Annotated in this window: 15 protein-coding genes; 9 read left to right on the plus strand and 6 right to left on the minus strand. The window is 67.3% G+C overall.

The window, feature by feature from the left end; genetic code table 11:
- Window positions 1-166 precede the first annotated feature (166 nt).
- Both ASF77_RS03695 and ASF77_RS03700 read right to left on the minus strand, forming a co-directional pair.
- Window positions 167-481, minus strand: a complete 315-nt coding sequence (locus ASF77_RS03695; protein WP_056334530.1) for a hypothetical protein — start codon at window positions 479-481, stop codon at window positions 167-169.
- 226 nt (window positions 482-707) lie between these two features.
- The gene (locus ASF77_RS03700) at window positions 708-2,015 is read right to left on the minus strand and encodes a methyl-accepting chemotaxis protein (protein ID WP_056334532.1); all 1,308 of its coding nucleotides are present in this window, start codon (window positions 2,013-2,015) and stop codon (window positions 708-710) included.
- A gap of 251 nt (window positions 2,016-2,266) precedes the next feature.
- Between ASF77_RS03700 and ASF77_RS03705 the strand changes: the two genes are divergently transcribed.
- The 6 genes from ASF77_RS03705 (at window position 2,267) to def (ending at window position 13,232) form a co-directional block, all read left to right on the plus strand.
- The gene (locus ASF77_RS03705) at window positions 2,267-4,615 is read left to right on the plus strand and encodes a DUF1631 family protein (RefSeq protein ID WP_056336344.1); all 2,349 of its coding nucleotides are present in this window, start codon (window positions 2,267-2,269) and stop codon (window positions 4,613-4,615) included.
- 125 nt (window positions 4,616-4,740) lie between these two features.
- Window positions 4,741-8,265: a chromosome segregation protein SMC gene (smc, locus tag ASF77_RS03710; RefSeq protein WP_082493532.1), complete on the plus strand. Its 3,525-nt coding sequence runs from the start codon at window positions 4,741-4,743 to the stop codon at window positions 8,263-8,265.
- The gene (locus ASF77_RS03715; protein ID WP_056334536.1) at window positions 8,262-9,404 is read left to right on the plus strand and encodes a cell division protein ZipA C-terminal FtsZ-binding domain-containing protein; all 1,143 of its coding nucleotides are present in this window, start codon (window positions 8,262-8,264) and stop codon (window positions 9,402-9,404) included. The genes smc and ASF77_RS03715 overlap by 4 nt, the downstream gene beginning before the upstream one ends.
- Window positions 9,405-9,453: 49 nt before the next feature.
- A complete protein-coding gene (gene ligA, locus ASF77_RS03720; RefSeq protein ID WP_056334539.1) occupies window positions 9,454-11,784 on the plus strand; it encodes an NAD-dependent DNA ligase LigA in 2,331 nt (776 codons plus the stop codon).
- Window positions 11,785-11,809: 25 nt separating this feature from the next.
- A complete protein-coding gene (galU, locus tag ASF77_RS03725; protein WP_056334542.1) occupies window positions 11,810-12,709 on the plus strand; it encodes a UTP--glucose-1-phosphate uridylyltransferase GalU in 900 nt (299 codons plus the stop codon).
- Window positions 12,696-13,232, plus strand: coding sequence for a peptide deformylase (gene def / locus ASF77_RS03730; RefSeq protein ID WP_056334545.1), 537 nt, complete (start codon window positions 12,696-12,698; stop codon window positions 13,230-13,232). Before galU ends, def begins: the two co-directional genes overlap by 14 nt.
- A gap of 392 nt (window positions 13,233-13,624) precedes the next feature.
- Here def and ASF77_RS03735 read toward each other — a convergent pair whose 3' ends face one another.
- Complete coding sequence (locus ASF77_RS03735) at window positions 13,625-15,427, minus strand: DUF885 family protein (protein ID WP_056334548.1); 1,803 nt, start codon at window positions 15,425-15,427, stop codon at window positions 13,625-13,627.
- A gap of 212 nt (window positions 15,428-15,639) precedes the next feature.
- Between ASF77_RS03735 and ASF77_RS03740 the strand changes: the two genes are divergently transcribed.
- Genes ASF77_RS03740 through ASF77_RS03750 form a run of 3 tightly spaced genes read left to right on the plus strand, consistent with a single transcriptional unit; the run spans window position 15,640 to window position 18,879 of the window.
- On the plus strand, window positions 15,640-16,053 hold the full coding sequence (locus ASF77_RS03740; protein WP_156648712.1) for a hypothetical protein: 414 nt from the start codon (window positions 15,640-15,642) through the stop codon (window positions 16,051-16,053).
- Window positions 16,054-17,523, plus strand: coding sequence for an ATPase domain-containing protein (locus tag ASF77_RS03745; protein WP_056334553.1), 1,470 nt, complete (start codon window positions 16,054-16,056; stop codon window positions 17,521-17,523). It begins immediately after the preceding gene.
- Between the two features lie 12 nt (window positions 17,524-17,535).
- Entirely contained in the window at window positions 17,536-18,879 is a 1,344-nt protein-coding gene (locus tag ASF77_RS03750; RefSeq protein WP_056334557.1) for an ATP-binding protein, read from the plus strand.
- Here ASF77_RS03750 and ASF77_RS03755 read toward each other — a convergent pair.
- From ASF77_RS03755 to ASF77_RS03765, 3 genes are all read right to left on the minus strand, one after another.
- Window positions 18,876-19,406 (minus strand): GNAT family N-acetyltransferase, encoded by a 531-nt coding sequence (locus ASF77_RS03755; protein ID WP_056334560.1) that lies wholly within the window; start codon window positions 19,404-19,406, stop codon window positions 18,876-18,878. The two genes, ASF77_RS03750 and ASF77_RS03755, sit on opposite strands and share 4 nt — an antisense overlap.
- A gap of 224 nt (window positions 19,407-19,630) precedes the next feature.
- Window positions 19,631-21,130 carry a peptide MFS transporter gene (locus ASF77_RS03760; RefSeq protein ID WP_200934123.1) on the minus strand — a complete coding sequence of 500 codons (1,500 nt, stop codon included), beginning with the start codon at window positions 21,128-21,130 and terminating at the stop codon, window positions 19,631-19,633.
- A 257-nt stretch (window positions 21,131-21,387) separates the two neighbouring features.
- The gene (locus tag ASF77_RS03765; RefSeq protein ID WP_056334563.1) at window positions 21,388-22,134 is read right to left on the minus strand and encodes a pseudouridine synthase; all 747 of its coding nucleotides are present in this window, start codon (window positions 22,132-22,134) and stop codon (window positions 21,388-21,390) included.
- Window positions 22,135-22,144: the final 10 nt, after the last annotated feature.

Raw genomic sequence — 22,144 nt, forward strand, 5'->3', positions numbered from 1 at the left:
GTTTTGAACCGGCCATTTTTGATAACTCAGCAATAAGTTTTCGGATTATCGGCTTAAATAAAGCGTAGCGGCAAGAGAATATCGACGCTGCATAATAATAGAGCCCGGTCGCATTAGCGCCGGGCTCTTCAATATTCGTCACCCGCAGGCGACGAATGCGACACGATTACTTCTTCGGGTCGTTTTTATGGCTTTGGCGGCCGGCAGCGGCATGCTGCTCGGGGGTGCCGCCGCGGGTGCCCGAACCGGAGCCGGAACGCGAGCCCGAGCCGGAGCCGGACTGCTTGTTGCCGCCCTCGCGGCCCAGTTCGAGGTTCTGTTCCTGGGCCGAGCCGCTGCGCGAGCTCGAGCTGGAACCGGAACGCGAACCCGAGCTCGAACCGGACTGTTTGTTCGCGTCGTTCTTGTGGCTTTGACGACCGGCTTCCGCGTGTTGCTCAGGCGTGCCGCCCTGGGTACCTTTTTTCTGATTCGAGGCCATGATTATTTCCTTTCAATGTGTAGAAATATGCCTGCTCGCCGAATGACTGATTTTCTGTCAGCAGTAATCTCGGTGTTGCAATCATGCGAGCCGTACTGTTGAACCGGTATCGGATGACCACCTGAGCCTGTGTAGGATGGGTTCCTACACATTGAAAATAATCCATGCTGCGAATGTGTCAATGTTTTTCGTTAGCGATCTTCAAAATCGCCATTCAAACGGTCTTTTAAAACTCTTCCCAATCCATATCGGGTTTGGTGACGGCGCGGCGGATCGGGGTTACGGTCTTGGCCGCGGCCGGTGCGGATTCGGCGGCGGCCTTGCGCGGCGCGGCCTTCGGCGCCACCGGCAGCTTGCGCACCGTCGCCGCGGCGCCAGCCTGCGCCTCGCCCTTGGCCTCACCCTCGCCGGCCAGCACGAAGCCGCCCGTCGCGCGCGCCAGGGCGCCGGCCTGCTCGCGCACCGCCGCCGCTGCCGCGGCCGACTGCTCGACCAGGGCGGCGTTCTGCTGGGTCGCCTGGTCCATCGCCGTGATCGCGCCATTCACCTGTTCGATGCCGGCCGTCTGCTCGGCGCTGGCGGCGGCGATCTCGCCGATGATGTCGGTCACGCGCTTGACGCTGCTGACCACCTCGTCCATCGTGCGCCCGGCCTTGTCGACCAGCAGGGTGCCGGCGTCGACCTTGGCCACCGAGTCGTCGATCAGGGCCTTGATTTCCTTGGCCGCCGCCGCCGAGCGCTGCGCCAGGCTGCGCACCTCGGAGGCCACCACGGCGAAGCCGCGCCCCTGTTCGCCGGCGCGCGCCGCTTCCACGGCCGCGTTCAGGGCCAGGATGTTGGTCTGGAAGGCGATGCCGTCGATGACGCCGATGATCTCGGCGATGCGCTTCGAGGAATCGTTGATCGAGGCCATGGTGCCGACCACGTCGGTGACCACGGCGCCGCCCTTGACCGCCACTTCGGAAGCGGACAGGGCGAGCTTGCTGGCGGTGTTGGCGGAATCGGCGTTCTGGCGCACGGTGGCCGTCAGCTCTTCCATCGAGGAGGCGGTTTCTTCCAGCGAGGCGGCCTGTTGCTCGGTGCGTTTGGACAGATCCATGTTGCCGCTGGCGATTTCGGTGGTGCCGGTGCCGATGCCTGCAGCGCCGCTGCGGATTTCGCCGATCATGCCGGCCAGCTTGGCGGCCAGGATGCCGAGGACCGCCATCAGGGCCGCCGCTTCGCCGGCCGGCTTGGCACCGGCATCGGCGCTGCCTGGCATGGTGCGCACCCGCAGGTCGCCTTCGGCCATCCGCTGCACGAGCGCCAGCGCCTCGCGCAGGGGCCGGCTGGCTTCGCGCATCGCCCAGGAAGCCAGTAAGACAGTCACCAGCAGGCCGGTGCCCAGGCAGAGCAGGGCGCCGCCGCGCACCGGCGCGGCCGCCTCGCCGAGCTGGGACAGGAGCCAGGACATGGCGCCGGCACCGAGGACGAACAGCAGCGTGAAGGCGCCCGCGATCTTGAACCGGGTGTCGAGTTGACGAATCTGTTTCATGGGAAGCTTCCTTGGGCGGGATGGGAGAAAAGGGCCTCTGTTATGTTATGGAAACAAATCCGGAGTCCGTTTGCGTAGCCGCAACGTTAAAGATACGGCCCGGACATGCCGTGAATGGAAGAGAGGGGTGGCGAAGCCCCGCATCGGCCCGGGAGTGTATGTTTTTCGCGCCGAAGTATTGCCTTTCGGAAATAATGTGCAACAATACCGTGTCGGCGCGCTGCGCCACGCAACCACACACTGACAAATTCATGGCCCACGCCTCCGCCAGCCCGCATGCACCTGCCGCCGCGCCCGCGCTTCCGCGCGAGGTACTGGCCGAGCTCGTACGCGACGCCTGCGGCGCCGTCAACGCGCAGCTGACGGGCATGGCCAACCGCCTGGTGGCCGCGCTGGCCGACATGACCACGGCCGGTCTCGACCCACAGGCCGCCTACCGCCGCGCCAAGGCCGGCAAGCTGCTGCAGGCGAACACCTACGCCTTCGTCCACCTGGCGGGCGAAGCGGTCGAACGCGCGTTGCGCGAGGCGGTCGACGAGCTGGTGCCGGGCGCGAAAACCCGTGCCGACGCCATCTCGCTGTCGCTGGTGCCGATGGAGGTGATGGACAATAAAGTCGCGTTCGGCGCGCTGTGCCGGCCCTTCGACATCGCCCATTCGGAACTGCTGGCCAGCCTGTGCGTGCGCATCGGCCAGCTGCTCGGGCGCGAGCTGCTGCGTCCCGGACAGAACCCGTTCCGCCCCGAGGTGTTCCTGAGCGCCGTGCACGATGCCTGGCGCGCCTTTACGCCCGAGGCGGACGACCATCCGCTGCTGCTGCCGCTGCTGCGCCCCGAACTTTTCCTCGACCTGGCGCCGCTGCTGGAGGCGCTCGACGCCAGCCTGCGCGCGCGCAGCAAGCAGGCGCGCGAGCGCTTCCACATCAGTAAAACCAGCGACGCCGCGCATGCGCGCAAGGCCGGCATGGACGCCGCGCTGGCCCAGCAACTGCGCAATCTGCTGGGCGGCGCGGACGGCGAGCAGGTCGCCCTGGTGCCGGATCTGCCGAACATGCCGCAGGGGCAGGGCTGGCGGCCGAGTTCCGCCGCCGGGTTCGGCGCGGCGCCGGCGGCCGGCGCGGCTGCGGCCGGCGTGGCGCAGGGCGTGCAAGGCACGGCCGCGTATCCCGGTTTCGCTGCGGGGCAGGGTGCGGCCGCCGTTCCCGCCGCGGGCTTCGCCGTTGCGCCTGTCGGAACGGGCGGCGCGGCGCTCCCTCCTGGCGCCCAGCACGCCTCCCTGCTCGATCTGCTGGCCAGCCTGCAGCTCCCCGCGAGCGGCGCCGCGAATGCGTCATCGCCCACGGCGCCCCACAATGTCGTCTACCTGCCGCGCCTGAAACAGAGCCTGCCCCAGGGCGCCCTGTCGCGCGGCGAGGAGCACACGCTCGACCTGCTGTCGCGCATCTTTGAAACCGTGCTGCTGGACGAGAGCATCCCTGCGGAGACGCGCGAACTGATCCGCTTCCTGCAGGTGCCGGTGCTGAAGGCGGCGCTGCTCGACCAGAACTTCTTCTTCGAGGAAGCGCATCCGGCGCGGCGCATGATCGACCTGCTCTCGCACATGGGCTGGGAAGGCAGAAAAGGCGGCGACGATCCGCTGGTGCAGGCCATGCACCGCGGTGTCGAGCGGATCGGGCGCGAGGCCGACGCCCAGCCGGCCGCTTTCGCCGAAGCCGTGGCCGAACTGGAAGCCCAGCTGGCCGTCGAGGAACGCGCGGCCGAGGAAGCCATCGCCGCGCCGATCGCGCGCGCCACCAGGATCGAACGCCAGACCGTGGCGGCACGCTCGGCGCGCCAGGCGGTCAGCCTGCGCACGGCCGACGGCGAACTGATCGCCGTGGTCTCGCAGTTCCTCGAACAGCGCTGGGTCGACGTGCTCACCTTCGCCTGGCTGATCGAGGACGAGCGCCCCGGCGCGGTCGACAACGCGACCCGCACCATGGACGAACTGGTGTGGACGGTGAAACCGAAGGCGACGCAGGAGCAGCGCAAGGCCCTCATCGCCAAGCTGCCCGGTCTCCTCACCGCGCTCAATAAATGGCTGGACGCGGTCAAGTGGCAGGACGCCGAGCGCCTGCAGTTCTTCGCCGAGCTGGCGAAATGCCACCTGTCGATCGTGCGTGCGCCGCTCGAGCTCTCGCCCGAACGCCAGCTCGAACTGGCCGTGGAAGCGGCCCGGCAGGACGCGCTGCGCCGCATCGCACTGGAGCAAAGCGCGGCTGCGCAGGAGGAAGCGCCGGCGCAGGACGAAGCCGCAGCCGGCATCGATGCGTTGGCGCGGGGCATGCGCCTCGAATTCAGCCAGCCCGACGGCAGCGTACGCAAGGTCAAGCTGGCCTGGGTCAGCCCGCTGCGCACGCTCTTCATCTTCTCGGGCGGCCAGCGCCAGGAGTCGTTCTCGCTGCCGGTCGAAAAGCTGGCCGCCTCGCTGCGCACGGGCAGCATCCGGGTGGTCGCGCCCGAAGGCGTGGTCGGCCGCGTGCTGACCGAAGCCCTGCAGGCGGTGAATGATGCCACTGCGGATCCGACTGCGGATCCGGCGCCGCTCTCCGCGGCCGGCTGAGCCGCGCCGCGCACATCCTTCCGTTCCCCGCGCCGCACGCTTCCGTTTGCTCGCAAACTTGGCCGAAAAGCAAGCAACAGATGGTATGATGCCTCCTTTATCGATTCCCGAGTAGCCGAAGCAACGTGCGACTATCCTCCATTAAATTGTCGGGATTTAAGTCTTTCGTCGATCCCACCAATTTCCAGGTGCCTGGGCAACTGGTCGGCGTGGTCGGCCCGAATGGCTGCGGCAAGTCGAACATCATCGACGCCGTGCGCTGGGTGCTGGGCGAATCGAAAGCGTCGGAACTGCGCGGCGAGTCGATGCAGGACGTGATCTTCAACGGCTCCACCCACCGCAAGGCCTCGGGCCGGGCCTCGGTCGAACTGGTGTTCGACAACAGCCTGGGCAAGGCGGCCGGCCAGTGGGGCCAGTACGGCGAAATCGCGGTGAAGCGCACGCTCACGCGCGACGGCACCTCCACCTACTACATCAACAGCCAGCCCGTGCGCCGGCGCGACATCCAGGACATCTTCCTCGGCACCGGCCTGGGCCCGCGCGCCTACGCCATCATTGGCCAGGGCATGATCGCGCGCATCATCGAATCGCGCCCGGAAGAACTACGCGTCTTTCTGGAAGAAGCCGCGGGCGTCTCGAAGTACAAGGAACGCCGGCGCGAAACCGAGAACCGCCTGTCCGACACGCGCGAGAACCTGCTGCGCGTCGAAGACATCCTGCGCGAACTGAACGCCAACCTGGAAAAGCTCGAAGCGCAGGCCGCGGTCGCGACCCGCTTCCACCAGTTGCAGGCCGACCAGGAAGAAAAGCAGAAGCTGCTCTGGCTGCTGCGCAAGAACGAAGCCAAGGCCGAGCAGACGCGCTGGTTCCGCGAGATGGAAGAAGCCCAGAACAGCCTGGAAGAGCAGACGGCCAAGCTGCGCAACGTCGAACTCGAACTCGAGCATCTACGCCAGCACCACTTCGCCGTCGGCGACCGCCTGCACACGGCGCAGGGCGCGCTCTACCAGACCAATTCCGAGATCGGCAGCCTGGAAGCGCAGATCAAGTTCGTGATCGAGTCGCGCACCCGCCTGCAGAACCAGCTCGGCACGCTCACCGCCCAGCGCGATGGGTGGCTGGCGCAGGCGCAGGAATACGAAGAGGGGATCGAGGAAGCGACGTATCAGGTCGAGGAGCTGGCCGCGCGCGCCGAGGGCGCCCAGATCGCGGTCGAAGCGCAGAACGAGCGCCTGCCCGAACTCGACGCCGCCTGGCGCGAAGCCCAAAGGCGCGGCGACGAAGCGCGCGCCCGCATCGGCGAAGTACGCCAGCGCATCGAGCTGGCCGCCGCCCATGGCCGCAACGCCGGCAACATCCTGAATGGCCTGGCCACCCGGCGCGAGCGCCTGCAAGCGGAGAAAAAAGCGCTGGCGCCGCCCGACAGCGCCCACCTTGCCAACCTGCGCCTGCAGCTCGAGGAAAAGCAGCAGGCGCTGGAAGAACAGACCCTGCTGCAGGAAGAAGCGGCGGCGGGACAGGACGCGGCCGAGACCGAACGCCGCGAAGCACATGCCCAGTCGCAGCGCGAGTCCGCCGCCAACGCCCAGCTCGAAGCGCGCCTGTCGGCCCTGAAGCAATTGCAGGAGCGCGTGCAAACCCAGGGCAAGGTCGCGCCCTGGCTGAAGAAACACGAACTCGATGGCCTGCCGCGCCTGTGGCAGAAGGTGAACATCGAAGAGGGCTGGGAGACGGCGCTGGAAGCCGTGCTGCGTGAACGCGCCGGCGCACTCGAACTGTCCAACATCGACTGGGCCAAGGCCTTTGTCGGCGATGCGCCGCCCGCGCGCCTGGCCTTGTACGCGCCCGCGCCCTCGGCCCCGCCGGCGCCCGATGTCGTCGGCCTGAAGTCCTTCGCCACGCTCCTGAAACTGAACGACCCCGGCCTGCGCGGCGTCCTCAACGACTGGCTGCACCTGGTGTTCGCCGCCGAGACGGCGACCGAAGCCTTTGCCGAACGCGCGCGCCTGCCGCAGGGCGGCTCCTTCGTCACGCGCCAGGGCCATGTGATCACGGCGTCCAGCGTGCGTTTTTATGCCGCCGACGCCGAGCAGGACGGCATGCTGGCGCGCCAGCATGAGATCGACAACATCGGCAAGGGGCTGCGCGCCCAGTCGCTGCTGCTCGACGAGGCGCGCACCCGCGCCACGCGCGCCGACGCGCTGGTCACCGAACTCACGCGCCGCCTGCAGGATGCGCGCGCGCGCATCGCCACGCTGCAGCGCGAAACGCATGCACTGCAGATCGAGGTGGTGCGCCAGAACGAAGTCGAATCGCGCTTCAACCAGCGCAGCAGCCAGATCGACGTCGACCTTTCCGAGATCGCGGCCCAGGAGGAAGAGCAGCGCATGGTGCAGCAAGAGGCCGAGCAGCAGTTCGAACAGCTCGACATGGAGCTGGCCGAACTGCAGGGTGGCTTCGAGGATGGCCAGACCCTGTTCCTGCAGCGGGAAAGCGCGCTGGCCGAAGCGCGCGACAAGCTGCGCGAACTCGAACGCGGCGCCCAGGAAGCCCTGTTCGCCGAGAAGACGGGCCGCGCCCGCATCGAGGAACTGCGGCGCAGCATCGCCACCGCCCGGCAGCAGGCGGCGCAAGTGGCCGAGGCGCTCAGCGGCGGCCAGGCGGAACTGGCGGCGCTGGAAGCTGGCACCGCCCACGAGGGACTGCAGGAACTGCTGGAGCGGCGCACGGCGCAGGAAAAGGCGCTGTCGGATGCGCGCCATGAACTCGACCAGGTGGCGCAGCAGCTGCGCCATGCGGAAGAGTCGCGCATGGGTTCCGAGCGCAGCCTGCAGCCGCAGCGCGACCGCATCACGGAAATGCAGCTGAAGGAACAGGCCGCGCGCCTGAACCAGGAACAGTTCGCCGAGGCCCTGGCAGCCACCGGCGCCGACGAGGTGCAGCTATCGCAGAAACTCGATCCGGAGCTGAAGCCGCAATACCTGCAGGGTGAGGTCACCCGCCTGACGAATGCGATCGCCGCCCTGGGCGCGGTCAACCTGGCCGCGGTCGAGGAGCTGGCCACCGCCACCGAACGCAAGCGCTTCCTCGATTCGCAGAACGCCGACCTGAACGAAGCCATCGCCACGCTGGAAGACGCGATACGCCGCATCGACAAGGAAACGCGCGACCTGCTGCAGGATACCTTCGAGCGCGTCAACACGCATTTCTCGGAACTGTTCCCGATCCTCTTCGGCGGCGGCAATGCCAAGCTGGTGATGACGGGCGACGAGATCCTGGACGCCGGCGTCCAGGTCATGGCCCAGCCACCGGGCAAGAAGAACGCGACGATTCACCTGCTCTCGGGCGGCGAGAAAGCGCTGACGGCCACGGCCCTCGTGTTTTCGATGTTCCGCCTGAACCCGGCGCCATTCTGCCTGCTGGACGAGGTCGACGCGCCGCTGGACGACGCCAATACCGAGCGCTTCTGCCGCATGGTCAAGCGCATGTCCGAACATACCCAATTCCTTTTCATCAGCCACAATAAGATAGCGATGGAAATGGCCAATCAACTGATCGGTGTGACGATGCAGGAGCAGGGCGTATCGCGCATCGTGGCGGTGGACATGGAGTCCGCCGCCCACTTCGCACAAGAGGCACAAGCAGCATGACAGACCTTCAAATGAGCCTGATCGCGGCGGGCGGCGTATTCGTCGTCGGCGTCATCACCTACAACAAGTGGCAGGAGCACAAGGCGAGAAAGAGCGTCGAGCGCGCCTTCGCCTCCGACCACGACGACGTCCTCATGCGCGCCGACGGCACCCCGGCCGAACGCAGCGAGCCGGTGCTTGACATCGGCGCCACGCCACCCACGGGCCTGATCGAGCCGAGCTTCGGCGCCGGCGCTGGTGCCGTTGCGAGCGGCACGGCTTCCGGCGGCGCGGACGCCCCGGCTTCGCTGGCGCCGGCCGCGCCGCTGCCCGGCACCACGCCGGACACGCCGCCGGCCGAACTGGCCGAGAACCTGGTCGACCCGCTGATCGACTGCATGATTCCGCTGGCGCTGGAAGGCGCGGCGCGCGGCGACAAGATCCTGCCGTCGCTGCTCAAGCTGCGCCGGGTCGGCAACAAGCCGATCCACTTCATCGGCCTGGCCGTGAGCGGCGACTGGGAACCGATCACCCATGGCGGCGTCTATACCAAGCTGCAGGCCGGCGTGCAGATGGCCACGCGCACCACGGCACTGAACGAACTCGAATACTCGGAACTGGTCACGCGCCTGCGCGCGGTGGCCGACGAGATCGGCGCCGAGCCGGAAGTGCCGGACATGATCGAGGTGATGAGCGATGCCCGCACCCTGCACAAGTTCGTCGCCGGCCACGACGCCCAGCTCGGCGTCAACCTGAAATCCAATGGCGCGCCGTGGGCGATGTCGACCCTGATCGGCGCCCTGGAAAACGCCGGTTTCGACGTGCGCCCCGACGGCCGCTTTGCCATGCCCGACGGTGCGGGCGGCGTGCTGTTCACGCTCTCGACCAACGTCAACATGGGCGCCGATACCACCGACCGCCTGACCCTGCTGCTCGACGTGCCTTGCGTGGCCCCGAGCCGGGACGGTTTCGGCGCGATGGTGAAATGCGCGAAAGACCTGATGCTGCGCCTGGATGCCCAGATCGTCGACGACTTCGAGCAGCCGCTGCTCGATTCGACGCTCGACGAGATCGCCGGCCAGGTCAAGGAGTTCTACACCGAGATGGAAGCGGCCGACATCCCGGCCGGTTCGACGCGCGCGCTGCGCCTGTTCAGCTGAGGCCGCAGTGAATAAACCCCTGAGCGAACAAGGAGACTACCTCGCGCGGATGGCGGCACTGGTCGAGGAGCTGAACCGCCACATCTACAACTACCACGTGCTCGACGCGCCGACGATTCCCGACGCCGAGTACGACCGCATGTTCCGCGAACTGCAGGCGCTGGAAGCCGAGCACCCGGAAGCGGTGTCGCCGGACACGCCGACCTCGCGCGTGGGCGCCGCGCCCATTCCCGAGTTCAAGCAGGTGATCCACGCGGTGCCGATGCTCTCGCTGAACAACGGCTTCCAGGACGAGGATGTCGACAACTTCGACCGCCGCGTGCGCGACGGCCTGGATCTGAGCTCGGCAGCGGGCGCGGTCGCCTATGCGGCCGAGCTGAAGTTCGACGGCCTGGCCATGAGCCTGCGCTACGAGAACGGGGTGTTCGTGCAGGCCGCCACCCGCGGCGACGGTTACACGGGCGAGGACGTCACGGCCAATATCCGCACCGTGCGTGTGATTCCGCTGCGCCTGCACGGCAGCGACATCCCGAGCGTGCTCGAGGTGCGCGGCGAAGTCCTGATGTTCAAGGACGATTTCGCCAAGCTGAATCAGCGCCAGCGCGACGCCGGCCAGAAGGAATTCGCCAATCCGAGGAACGCCGCCGCCGGCAGCCTGCGCCAGCTCGACGCGCGCATCACGGCCCAGCGCAAATTGCGCTTCTTTGCCTACGGCATCGGCTTGCTGGAGGGTTCCGAGATGCCGGAGTCGCATTCGAAGGTGCTCGACTGGTTCGACCGCCTCGGCCTGCCGGTGTCGAAGGAGCGGGCAGTGGTGACGGGGCGCGACGGTCTGCTCGATTACTACCGCAGCATCGGGGCGAAGCGTTCTGCGCTGCCTTACGAGATCGACGGCGTCGTGTACAAGGTCGACCGCCTGGCCGACCAGCGCGCGCTCGGTTTCGTCTCGCGCGCGCCGCGCTTCGCGCTGGCCCATAAATTCCCGGCCGAGGAAGCGCTGACGGTCGTCTCGGCGATCGACGTCCAGGTCGGCCGCACCGGCGCGATCACGCCGGTGGCGCGCCTGGTGCCGGTCTCGGTGGGCGGCGTGACCGTCACCAACGCCACCCTGCACAACGAAGACGAGGTGCGCAGGAAAGACGTGCGCGTGGGCGACACCGTTGTCGTGCGCCGCGCCGGCGACGTCATCCCCGAGGTGTTGTCGGTCGTGCTCGAGCGCCGGCCGCAGCCAGAACCGGACGTGTACACGCTCCCAAGTACTTGCCCTGTCTGCGGCTCGCACGTGGTGCGCGAAGAGGGCGAGTCGGTGGCCCGCTGCTCGGGCGGCCTGTCTTGCGCGGCCCAGCGCAAGGAGGCGATCCGCCACTTTGCCGGCCGCCGCATGATGGACATCGAAGGCCTGGGCGACCGCTACATCGACAGCCTGGTCGAGTGCAGCCTGATCCACGGCGTGGCCGACCTGTACACGCTGACGCTGGACGACCTGCTCAAGATGAAACGCCTTGCCGACGAGCGCGACGGTACCACCCCGGAGACGGTCAAAGGCGGCAAGGTCGCCACCAAGTGGGCCGACAACCTGCTGGTGGCCATCGCAGCCAGCAAGCAGCCGCCGCTGGAACGCCTGCTGTTCGCGCTCGGCATCCGCCACGTCGGCGAGTCGACCGCCAAGACCCTGGCCGACTGGCTCGGATCGCTGGCGCTGGTGCGCCGCGCGCCGAGCGCACTGCTGCGCGTGCTGCCCGACATCGGCGGCACCGTGGCCGAGTCGATCGCCGACTTCTTCGCCGAACCGAAGAACCAGGCCGCGCTCGATGCGCTGCTGGCGACCGGCGTTGCGCCCCAGGGCGAGCACGCGCCGAAAGCGGCGCTGCGCGAACGCCTGGACGAGGTGGCGCTGCTGGCCGCGCTCGGCATCCCCAGGCTGACCGAGCCGCGCGCGCGCCAGCTGCTGGCCGGGCGCACGCTGGACGACCTGGCGCACCTGCGCGTATTCAGCGTCTTCGGCCTGCCCGACAACGTGGTCGCCGCGCTCGAGGCCTGGATGGCCTTGCCCGCGAACCGCGACACCATCGCGGCGCTGGCAGCCCTGCGCACGGAACTGCTGGCGAAGCTGCCCGAGGAAGCGGCCGGCGAAGCGGGGCCGCTGGCCGGCCAGACCTTCGTCCTGACCGGCACGCTGCCGACCATGTCGCGCGACGCGGCCGGCGCGCTGATCGAGGCGGCGGGCGGCAAGGTGTCTGGTTCGGTGTCGAAGAAGACCTCGTATGTGGTGGCGGGCGCCGAGGCCGGCAGCAAGCTGGCCAAGGCCGAGTCGCTGGGCGTGACCGTGCTCGACGAAGCGGGCCTGCTGGCGCTGCTGGCGTCGGTGCCGGCCAACTAACGAATTCAAGACACGAGGACAGCACATGAACAAGATCCGCAAGGCCGTCTTTCCCGTCGCTGGCCTCGGCAGCCGTTTCCTACCCGCCACCAAGGCGCAGCCGAAGGAGATGCTGCCGATCGTCGACAAGCCCCTGATCCAGTACGCCGTCGAAGAGGCGGTCGCCGCCGGCATCACCGAGATGATCTTCATCACCGGCCGCAACAAGCGCGCCATCGAAGACCATTTCGACAAGGCCTACGAGCTCGAGGCCGAGCTGGAAGCGGCCAACAAGCAGGCGCTGCTCGAACTGGTGCGGGGCGTGATTCCGAAGAACGTCACCTGCATCTACATCCGCCAGTCGGCGCCGCTGGGCCTGGGCCACGCGGTGCTGTGCGCGCGTCCCGTGGTCGGCAGCGAACCGTTCGCGGTGCTGCTGGCCGACGACTTCATGGCCACCGACGCCGGCACCGCGCCGGTGCTGGCCCAGATGACCGAGGTCTACGGCTACGAGAAGTGCAGCCTGCTGGCGGTGCAGGACGTCCCGCGCGAGAACACGCGCCAGTACGGCATCGTCAAGGCCGCGCCCTACCGGCCGGCGCTGGAACTGGTGTCGAACATCGTCGAGAAGCCGCAGCCGGCCGAGGCGCCCTCGACGCTGGCCGTGGTCGGCCGCTACGTGCTCTCCGGCGCCATCTTCGAGCACCTTGAAAACCTGGGGCAGGGCGCCGGCGGCGAAATCCAGCTGACCGACGGCATCGCCGCCCTGATGCAGGCCGAGCGCGTGCTCGCCTACCGCTACAGCGGCCAGCGCTACGATTGCGGTTCGAAGCTGGGCTACCTGCAGGCGACGGCGGCGATGGGACTCAAGCATCCTGAAACGGCCGCCGGTTTCAGCAGCTTCCTGGAGCAGCTGGCGAAGGAGAGCGGTTATTCCCGTACGTGAGATCCTGAAGATGGGCGACCCGCGCCTATTGCGGGTGGCCGAACCGGTGACGCAATTCGGCACGCCCGAACTGGCGGCCCTGGTGGCCGACATGTTCGACACCATGCACGCGGCAAACGGCGCCGGCCTGGCCGCGCCGCAGATCGGCGTCAACCTGCAGCTGGTGATCTTCGGCTTCGCTAAAAACGCCCGCTACCCGGACGCGCCCCAGGTGCCGGAAACGGTGCTGCTCAATCCCGTGCTGACGCCCTTGAGCGACGAGATGGAAGAGGGCTTCGAAGGCTGCCTCTCGGTGCCCGGCCTGCGCGGCAGCGTCCCGCGCTACACGCGCCTGCGCTACGAGGGCGCCGACCAGCATGGCAAGCCGATCCGGGTCGAGGCCGAAGGCTTCCACGCACGCGTGGTGCAGCACGAGGTCGACCATTTGCTGGGCATCCTGTATCCGATGCGGATCAAGGATTTCAGCCGCTTCGGATTTACCGAAGTGATGTTCCCAGGCCTCGACCCCGCCGCCGACGACTGAATCCTTAACCCGGAACCGCTGCCTCCGTCGGGTGGGCACCGCCCACGTGTTGCGCGCTGATGTACACCCGTCAGCGAGCGGTTCACGCGTACTTCGAGCACGTTTGCGAAAGCGTGCGCACCCAAGACGTGGGCTCGGGAGCCCACCCTACGCTGCGCGGCCGTCAACGACAAGGCAGACGCCGCTGCCCGATGACCGGATCGTCGACCCGCAACGGCCGCGCGCCGTAGGGTGGGCACCGCCCACGCGTTACGTGCTCACGCAAACCCGTCAGGGCGGTTCACGCGTACTTCGAGCACGTTTGCGAAAGCATGCGCACGCAAGGCGTGGACTCGGGAGCCCACCCCACGCTGCGCGGCCGTCAACGACAGGACAGGCGCCGCTGGTCGCGGCTACTCCTTCGGATACGGGCTCTTCCCACCCTCCGCAATGAAGCGGTCGATCCGGCTCGCCAGCACCGGCAGCGGCACCGACCCCAGTTGCAGCACGGTGTCGTGGAAGGCGCGAATATCGAACTTCGCGCCCAGCGCTTTCTCCGCCTTGGCGCGCGCTTCCATGATCGCCATCTGCCCCAGGTAATACGACAGCGCCTGGCCCGGCCAGGAGATGTAGCGGTCCACCTCGGTCGTCACTTCGTGCTCGGACAGCGCCGTGTTTTCGCGCAGGTAGGCCTGCGCCTGTTCGCGCGTCCAGCCCTTGGCATGGATGCCGGTGTCGACCACCAGGCGCGAGGCGCGCCAGGCCTGGTAGCTGAGCATGCCGAACTCCTCGTAGGGCGTCTCGTAGATGCCCATCTCGGTACCCAGGCGTTCGGTGTACAGCGCCCAGCCTTCGCCGAAGGCGGAGATGTAGGCGCGGCGGAAGGGCGGGACTCCCTTCTGTTCGAGCGCGATCGGCATCTGGAAGGCGTGCCCGGGCGCCGACTCGTGCAGGGTCAGCGCCGGCAGGCTGTACAGGGCGCGCGCAGGCAGATTGTAGGTGTTGACCAGGTAGACGCCGGGCCCGCCGCGGCCGGCCGTGTAATAGGGCGCCTGGTCGAGCGGCACAGGGCGGATCGCGAAGCGCTGGCGCGGCAGGTAGCCGAAGTACTGGCCGGCCTTGGCGTCGAATTTTCTCGAGATCCAGGCCGCGCGCATCAGCAGTTCGTCGGCGCTCCTGGCGTAGAACTGCGGATCGGTGCGCAGGAACTGTAGAAAAGCCGGCAAGTCGCCGCGAAAGCCGGATTTCGCGATCGTCGCCGACATCTCGGCGCGGATCTTCGCCATCTCGGCCAGGCCGATGCGGTGGATTTCCTCGGCCGCCATGTTCGTCGTCGTGAATTCGACGATCTTCGACTGGTAATAGGCCTTGCCGTCGGGGAGGCTCTCGGCGGCCAGCGCCGTGCGTGCGTTCGGAATGTACTGGCCGCGCACGAAGGCGAGGGTGCTGGCGTAGGCCGGCTGCACATGTTCGCGGATGGCGGCAACGGCCTGCGCGCGCAGGGCCGCCTGCTCGGCCGCAGGAATCGCGGCCGGCATGGTCTTGAAGGGCGTGTAGAACACGGTGTCTTCGGGTGCGGCGTCGACGATCGAGGCCAGCGCCGCATCGCGCCCCTGCAGCGTGACGCGCGGCGGTGTGAAGCCGCGCGCCAGGCCCGCGCGCATGTTCTCGACCTGTTCGGCGAAGTGGCGCGGCAGGGCGCGCAGGCGCAGCAGGTAGCTGCGGTAGTCCTCGATGCGGACAAATGGCTGGCGTGCGCCGTAGGTCACGTCCGTCCAGAAGGCGCTGTCGGCGTTGACCGGCTGCTCGTATTCGCGGAAACGCAGTTCGTCGACAAACGCGGCGATCTGGGCGCGGTAGACCTGGTAGTTGATGCGTTCCGGCGCCGACAGGGCGGCCGGATCGAGGGCGTCGAGCTGGCGCAGCACGCCCTGCCAGTGCTTTAGACGCGCGGCCTGGGCGGCGGCGTCGACGCGGGCGAAACCGGGATCGACCTCGCCGCGGGCGGACTCGTCGCGCGCCAGGCCTTCCTTGATCCGCCACTGCCATTCGGCGCGGTGGATCGCGGAAAATCGCGCATCCATGGTCGCCGCGGCACGCAGCGCGGCGGTCGGTGCAGCGCGGGCAGCAACAGGTTTCTGGCCGAAGGCCGGCGCTCCGCTGGCCATCATCAAGCCGGCGGCGCAGAGCGCCCCGGCCACGCGTCGTTTCATCATCTACCTGTCTCCGCTTTGAGTTTTCTAAGGGCATTATGTCCTAGCAAGGCAGGTGCCGCCAGACACTTCATGCGTTCGAGAACCGGGGCGGCGGCGAAATTCATCCGATCTACATGTGAATTTATTAAACTTGACCGTATAACCTTTATAATCGTGCTTCGGCCCGCCACCTGAGGGGCCGCATCATAATAAACGCCACCTGAACAGCGAGCATGAACCAACAAGAAGGTTCTCGGCCACGGTTGCCCCATGGTGCCGAGACGGCCGGCGGCGCCGGCACGACCGACATGGCGCAGGCCTGGCTGCACCTGAGCGAACAGCTCACGCCCCTGATCGGCGAAAGCGGCTTCTGCGCGCTGTTCGGACGCGCGCTGCGCCTGTCGGCCGTGCGCTTCGAACGGCTCGCCGACTGCAGCAGTGCGCGGCCGGTGGCCGACGTCCTGATGTCCCTGACCAGAATCCTGAACGAGATCGGGCCCGAGCAGGCGGAGGCCGCCAACGGCGCCCTGCTCGACACATTCACCACGCTGCTGGGTAGCCTGATCGGCGAAGCGCTAACAAAACAGCTGTTACACGTCGCACAACAAGGCGCGGACGGGCAGAAGCATGGACAGGAGCAGATGTAAATGAACGACAAAGTAGCCTTGGGGCTTTTGCAAACAGGTGTGCCGGGACTGGACACGCTACTTGGCGGCGGCCTGCCCGAGTTTTCGTTCAACCTCCTGGCCGGCCCGCCGGGCAGCGGCAAGACGACCCTGGCGCACCAGATCATGTTCGCGCTCGCCACCCCCGAGCGCCGCGCCCTGTTCTTCACCGTACTGGGCGAGCCGCCCCTGAAGATGCTGCGCTACCAGCAGCAGTTCTCCTACTTCGACATGGCCAAGGTCGGCCCGGCGATCCGCTACGTCAACCTGAGCGAAAGCCTGCGCACGGGCGACTTCAGCGGCGTGCTCGAGCGCATCATGGTCGAGGTCGAGGCCTTCTCGCCCTCGCTGGTGTTCGTCGATTCCTTCCGCTCGGTGGTGCAGACCGCGAAAACGGGGAACGAGGGCGTTGCCGACCTGCAGTATTTCATCCAGGAACTGGGCACGCGCATGACCAGCTGGCAGGCGACCACCTTCCTGATCGGCGAGTACAACAATGCCGACCCGGAAGCCAATCCGATCATGACGGTGGCCGACGGCATGCTGTCGCTGACCCAGGTGCACGAGCACAGCACCGTGGTGCGCAAGATGCGCGTGGTCAAGATGCGTGGCCGCGCCCACCTGGCCGGCTCGCACAACTTCCGCATCACCGACGACGGCCTGCGCGCCTATCCGCGCATCCTGCCGCCGCTGGCCGACGATCGCCAGACGGGCACCCCGATCGACCGCGAGCCGCGCCGCATCGCGACCGGGGTGCCCGGCCTCGACGCGCTGCTGCACGGCGGCGTGCCGCAAGGACACACGATGTTGGTGGCCGGCCCGACCGGATCGGGCAAGACCATCATCGCCACCCGTTTCCTGCAGGAGGGCGCGCGCGTCGGCGAGAAGGGCGTAGCCTTGTATTTCGAGAAGGGCACGCCGCGCCTGCGCAATGCCGAGCTGGCCGAACTGGTGCAGCGCGGCGACGTGGCCGTGGTCGAAAGCCGCCTGCTCGACCTGACCGTGGACGAACTGATCGACGGCCTGGTGCAGACCCTGCAGCGCACCGGCGCGCGCCGCCTGGTGATCGATTCGCTGTCCGAATTCGGCCTCTACATGGCGCCCGAATTCCACGCGGATCTGCGCCTGGCCGTGTTCCGTCTGCTGACCGAGGTGGCCAAGCTGGGCGTGAGCGCCATCGTGACGATCGGACTGAGCGACGTGTTCACCGAACTGCGCTTCGGCGAGGCGAACATTCCTTTCCTGGCCGACGGCGTCATCGCCCTGCGCTATGCGGAGGTCGACGGCCGCCTGCAAAAGTTCATATCGGTCGTCAAGGTACGCGGGTGCAGCCACAGCAACGACTTGCGGGCCTATCGGATTACCGACGAGGGTCTCGAGGTCGACGAATTGCCGACCGAGGTGAGCGGCGTGCTTGGCGGCGCCTCGGCGCGCGGCCTGGCGCCGACCTGAGGAGAATGAGGAATGTTCCACGAAGACGAAAGCGGCTCGATGCAACGTTCCTTTGACACTTCGGAGGTGCAGCCCGACGCGTATACGGGCGCGCTGCTGCGCCATGTCGGCAGCCTGGAAGAGGAGGTCGCGCGCCTGCGTGCGGCCCTCAAGGACCGGGAAGAACTCGAGCAGAGTGTGGAGCGCCTGCGCGAGGCGAATGAACACCTGGTGGTGGCCGCGATCAGCGCCCAGGGCCTGCGCGACGACGCCGAGGCGGCCAACCGGCGCCAGAACGAATTCCTGGCCATGCTGGCGCACGAGCTGCGCAATCCCCTGGTGCCGATCAGCATGTCGTCGATGCTGCTGGAACGCTCGGTCAATGCCAGCCCGCAGCTGCTCAATTTCACCAAGGTGATCCGGCGCCAGGTCGACCACATGGCCAGCCTGCTCGACGACCTGCTCGACGCCGCCCGCATCAGCAGCGGCAAGATCACCCTCAACCTGGAAGCGCTGCCGCTGGCCGCCACCGTCGACCAGGCGCTGGAGACCGTCCTGCCGCGCATCGGCGAGCGCAGCCAGCGCTTCGATCTCGACCTGCCGCCCGAATCACTCGGCATCCGCGGCGACCGCGTGCGCCTGACCCAGGTGCTGGCCAACCTGATCGGCAATGCCTCGAAATATACGGGCGACGGCGGGCGCATCGCGCTGCAAGCCAAGCGCGAGGGCGAGGACATCGTCATCACCGTCAGCGACAACGGCACCGGCATCGCGCCCGAGGTGCTGCCGCATATCTTTGACCTGTTCACCCAGGGGCCGCGCTCGCTGGCCCGCTCGGAAGGGGGACTCGGGGTCGGCCTGAACGTGGTGCGCAACCTGGTGTCGATGCACGGCGGCGCCATCACGGCCGAGAGCCCGGGCGTGGGGCAGGGCAGCCGCTTCACCCTGCGTCTGCCTTCCTGCGCGCTGCCGGAAGCCGCGCCGCCGCAGGGCGACGCGCACTGTGCCGCTGCCAGCCGCTGCCGGGTACTGATCATCGAGGACAACCTCGATGCCGCCGAAACCCTGAAGGCCTTCCTCGATCTCGAAGGGCACAAGGTCAGCATGGCGCACGACGGCCCGGCGGGTCTCGATGCACTGCTGGTCGAGCGCTTCGACGTCGTCGTCTGCGACATCGGCCTGCCCGGCATGGACGGCCTGGAAGTGATGCGGCGTCTGCGTGCGTCAGAGAGCGGTGCGCATCCGGTGGCGATCGGCTTGTCCGGCTACGGCCAGAGCGAAGACCGCGCCCGCGCGACCGGGGCCGGCTTCGACCACTACCTCGTGAAACCCGTCAGTCCGGACGCGCTGCTGGCGCTGGTTGCGGCGCGGGTCTAGCTTGCCTGCTGCGCCCGCCAATCGGCGCGGGTGAGCTCGTGGACGGCATGCGGCCGTTCGTACCAGGTTTCCACGCCGCGGTAGCGCAGGCCGAGGCGATCCATCACCTTCGCCGATTGTGTATTCTCCGGCAGGCGCACGGCCACCAGGGTCGGCGCCGCCAGATGATCGAAGGCCCAGGCCGCCATCGCGTGCGCCGCTTCCGAGGCCAGGCCCATGCCCCAGCGATCCGGCACCAGGCGCCAGCCGATCTCGTGCGGGTTGGCCGGATCGCGGCCCAGGTACTGGATGCAGCCGGCGCCGACCAGCCGCTCCGTTTCCTTTTCGATGAAGGCCCACCACGAGAAGCCGTATTGGGCCCAGCGGCCTTTTACCAGCTCGATCATGTGGCGTGTCTGTGCGGGCGTCTCGGGCTGGCCGCTGATGAAGCGCATGACCTCGGACTGGCTGTTCATCGCCTGCAGGCCGTCGAAGTGGCGGTCGTCGATCGGTTCCAGGCGCAGGCGTTCGGTGCTCAGTATCGTCATGTGTTCCGAAATTCGTAGGGTGGGCACTCGTGCCCACGCGGTTACAACGCGTGCATGACGCGGAAATCAACTGTGCCTGTGATTGCCCGCACATTTGTGGATACGTTGTCTCGAATCGAACGCTGTACCGCGTGGGCACGGGGCGCCCACCCTACGCTACTGAATCGAGACCGTGGGCCAACAAAAAAGGGCCGGCGAACCGGCCCTTCCTCGACAACGCGCGCTTACTGGTGCGCGTGGTGCGTCGCCGTCAGCTTGCGCATCAGCGGTAGCACCGACAGGGCGATCAGGGTGCAGATCACGGCTGCGATGCCCAGCTTGTTGAACAGGCTGGTGTAGATCGGCAGGGTCTGCAGCGGGTCGGTCATGCCTTGCGGGACGCTGGCGTAGTTCGCGACGACGCCGCCCAGGTATTGCGAGATGCCGGTGGCGACGAAGTAGGCGCCCATCATGAAGCCGCCCATGCGGGCCGGCACATAGCGCGCCACCATGGCCAGGCCCAGACCCGAGACCAGCAGTTCGCCCAGCGAATACAGGCCGTAGCCGGCGATCATGATCCACGACGAGGTCAGGCCGTTCACCGCGAAGGTGCCGGCGAAGCCGTAGGTGAAGAAGCCGGCGGCGACCACCATGAAGCCGAGCGCGAACTTGCCGGCGATCGACAGGTCCTTGCCGGTACGGCCGGCGCGGGTGTAGATCACGGCCAGGACAGGCGAGAGCACCATGATCCAGATCGCGTTCAGGGCCTGGAACTGGCCTGGCGACCAGGTCCACAGGTGGGCGCCCAGCACCTTGAATTCGAGGTCGACGTTACGCAGGGCGAACAGCGACAGCGAGGTGCTCATCTGCTGGTAGAAGATGAAGAAGAACACGGTCTGCAGCGTCAGCACCAGGGCCGCGATCAGGCCGGCGCGCTCGCTCGGTTCGCTCTTGCGGATCAGGTGCACGAAAATGCCCAGCACCACGACGCCGGCCAGGTAGACGAAGACGCGGGCGATGCTCTGGTATTGCAGGATCACGGCCGACAGGCCGACGGCGACCACGCCGCCGCCCAGCACCATGGCCAGTTTGCCCATGTCGAGCGGACGCTCGTCCGGCAGGGAGCCGACGTGGCGGATGGTGGCGCGCATCATCAGGAGGGTGAAGATGCCGATGATCAGGCCGACGCTGCAGACGCCGTAGGCGATGTGCCAGCCGATTTCGTTGCCGTGGGTGGCGTTGAAATAGTCCTTGATCGCCGGCGTGGCCAGCATCGAGAAGGTCGAGCCGACGTTGACGGCCATGTAGTACATGGTGAAGGCGCTGTCGATTTTCGAATCGTCGCCTTCATAGATCTTGCGCACCAGGTTGGCGGTGTTCGGCTTGAACAGGCCGTTGCCGACCACGATCACGCCCAGGGCCGAGAACAGGAACCAGGTATTGGTCGTCGGTACCGCCATCAGGGCGTAGCCGAGCGACAGGATGATGGCGCCGAGCAGCATCGAGCGCCGGGTGCCGAGCACCTTGTCGCCGATCCAGCCGCCGATGGCCGGGGCGACGTAGATCAGGGCCGCGGCCGCGCCCCAGACCAGGTTGGCACGGGTGTCTTCGAAGCCCATGCGCTGCACCATGAAATACACGATGAGCGCCTGCATGCCGTAATAGCCGAAGCGCTCCCATAGCTCGATCATCCACACGGTGACGAACGAGCGGGTCTGGCTGTACGGGAGGATTTCCGTTTTCAAATTTTCTCCTTGATTGTTTGGCCTTCGCTCCCGGCTCGTGACCAGAAGCAATCCGGTGCATGCTACGCGAGGGCAATCGACAATGCAATCCTGACAGGAGATGGGGTGGGCGTTCCGTATGAAGTCAACTGTGCGCGGGGCGGACGCGATCCGTCCGGAGCGCGCGTCGGCGCGGTGCGAATGGCGCGAACGCGTGGGCGCGGAATCGGCGCAGCGCTAACGGCAAGCCCCGATGGAAACGCCGGCAAACCGGCAATTTAAAACTGCTCGTCCGCCAGCAGATACCGCCACTGCCCCACCGGCAAATCCCCCAGCTTGACGCGCCCGATGCGTACCCGCTTCAGGCCGATCACCTTCAGCCCCACCATGTCGCACATGCGGCGGATCTGGCGCTTCTTGCCCTCCTTCAGGGTGAAGCTGAGCTGATCCTCGTTCTGCCAGCGCACCTTGGCCGGCAGCAGCGGCTTGCCGTCCATCCAGAGGCCGTGATTCAGCTTCTTGAGGTCGGATTCGGGCAGCTTGCCCGGCTTGGTGTACTCGACCCGCACCAGGTATTCCTTGTCGACCGAGGTGGTCTCGCCGATCAGCTGCTTGGCGATGCGGCCGTCCTGGGTCAGCACGAGCAAACCCACCGAGTCGATGTCGAGGCGGCCGGCGGGCACCAGGGAGCGCAGCTGGGTCGGGTGGAACTGCTCGGGCGACGGGTCGTCCGGCCAGCGGTTTTCCGGCTTGATCAGGGCGACGGCCGGGGTGTAGCCGTCCTCGGCCTGGCCGGAGACATAGCCGACCGGCTTGTTGATCAGCACCGTGACGCGCTTGGACTGCTCGGCCGCGGCCTGGCGCTCGACGGTGATGCGCTGGCTCGGGAGCACCTTGCTGCCCAGCTCCGAGACGACCTTGCCGTCAACCCGCACCCAGCCGCGCGCGATCCATTCATCGGCTTCGCGGCGCGAGCACAGGCCCAGTTCGGACATTCGTTTGGAGAGGCGGAGCGGTTCGGTCATTGGTCGGGAT

Source organism: Massilia sp. Leaf139, from assembly GCF_001424165.1.
Lineage (GTDB): Bacteria > Pseudomonadota > Gammaproteobacteria > Burkholderiales > Burkholderiaceae_D > Telluria.

Coding starts and splice junctions, on each gene's coding strand:
- ASF77_RS03705 (WP_056336344.1), top strand. CDS start 2,267: ATGGCCCACGCCTCCGCCAGCCCGCATGCACCTGCCGCCGCGCCCGCG.
- ligA (WP_056334539.1), top strand. CDS start 9,454: ATGGCGGCACTGGTCGAGGAGCTGAACCGCCACATCTACAACTACCAC.
- ASF77_RS03745 (WP_056334553.1), top strand. CDS start 16,054: ATGAACGACAAAGTAGCCTTGGGGCTTTTGCAAACAGGTGTGCCGGGA.
- ASF77_RS03765 (WP_056334563.1), bottom strand. CDS start 22,134: ATGACCGAACCGCTCCGCCTCTCCAAACGAATGTCCGAACTGGGCCTG.
- ASF77_RS03715 (WP_056334536.1), top strand. CDS start 8,262: ATGACAGACCTTCAAATGAGCCTGATCGCGGCGGGCGGCGTATTCGTC.
- ASF77_RS03700 (WP_056334532.1), bottom strand. CDS start 2,015: ATGAAACAGATTCGTCAACTCGACACCCGGTTCAAGATCGCGGGCGCC.
- ASF77_RS03695 (WP_056334530.1), bottom strand. CDS start 481: ATGGCCTCGAATCAGAAAAAAGGTACCCAGGGCGGCACGCCTGAGCAA.
- ASF77_RS03735 (WP_056334548.1), bottom strand. CDS start 15,427: ATGATGAAACGACGCGTGGCCGGGGCGCTCTGCGCCGCCGGCTTGATG.
- ASF77_RS03755 (WP_056334560.1), bottom strand. CDS start 19,406: ATGACGATACTGAGCACCGAACGCCTGCGCCTGGAACCGATCGACGAC.
- galU (WP_056334542.1), top strand. CDS start 11,810: ATGAACAAGATCCGCAAGGCCGTCTTTCCCGTCGCTGGCCTCGGCAGC.
- ASF77_RS03740 (WP_156648712.1), top strand. CDS start 15,640: ATGAACCAACAAGAAGGTTCTCGGCCACGGTTGCCCCATGGTGCCGAG.
- ASF77_RS03750 (WP_056334557.1), top strand. CDS start 17,536: ATGTTCCACGAAGACGAAAGCGGCTCGATGCAACGTTCCTTTGACACT.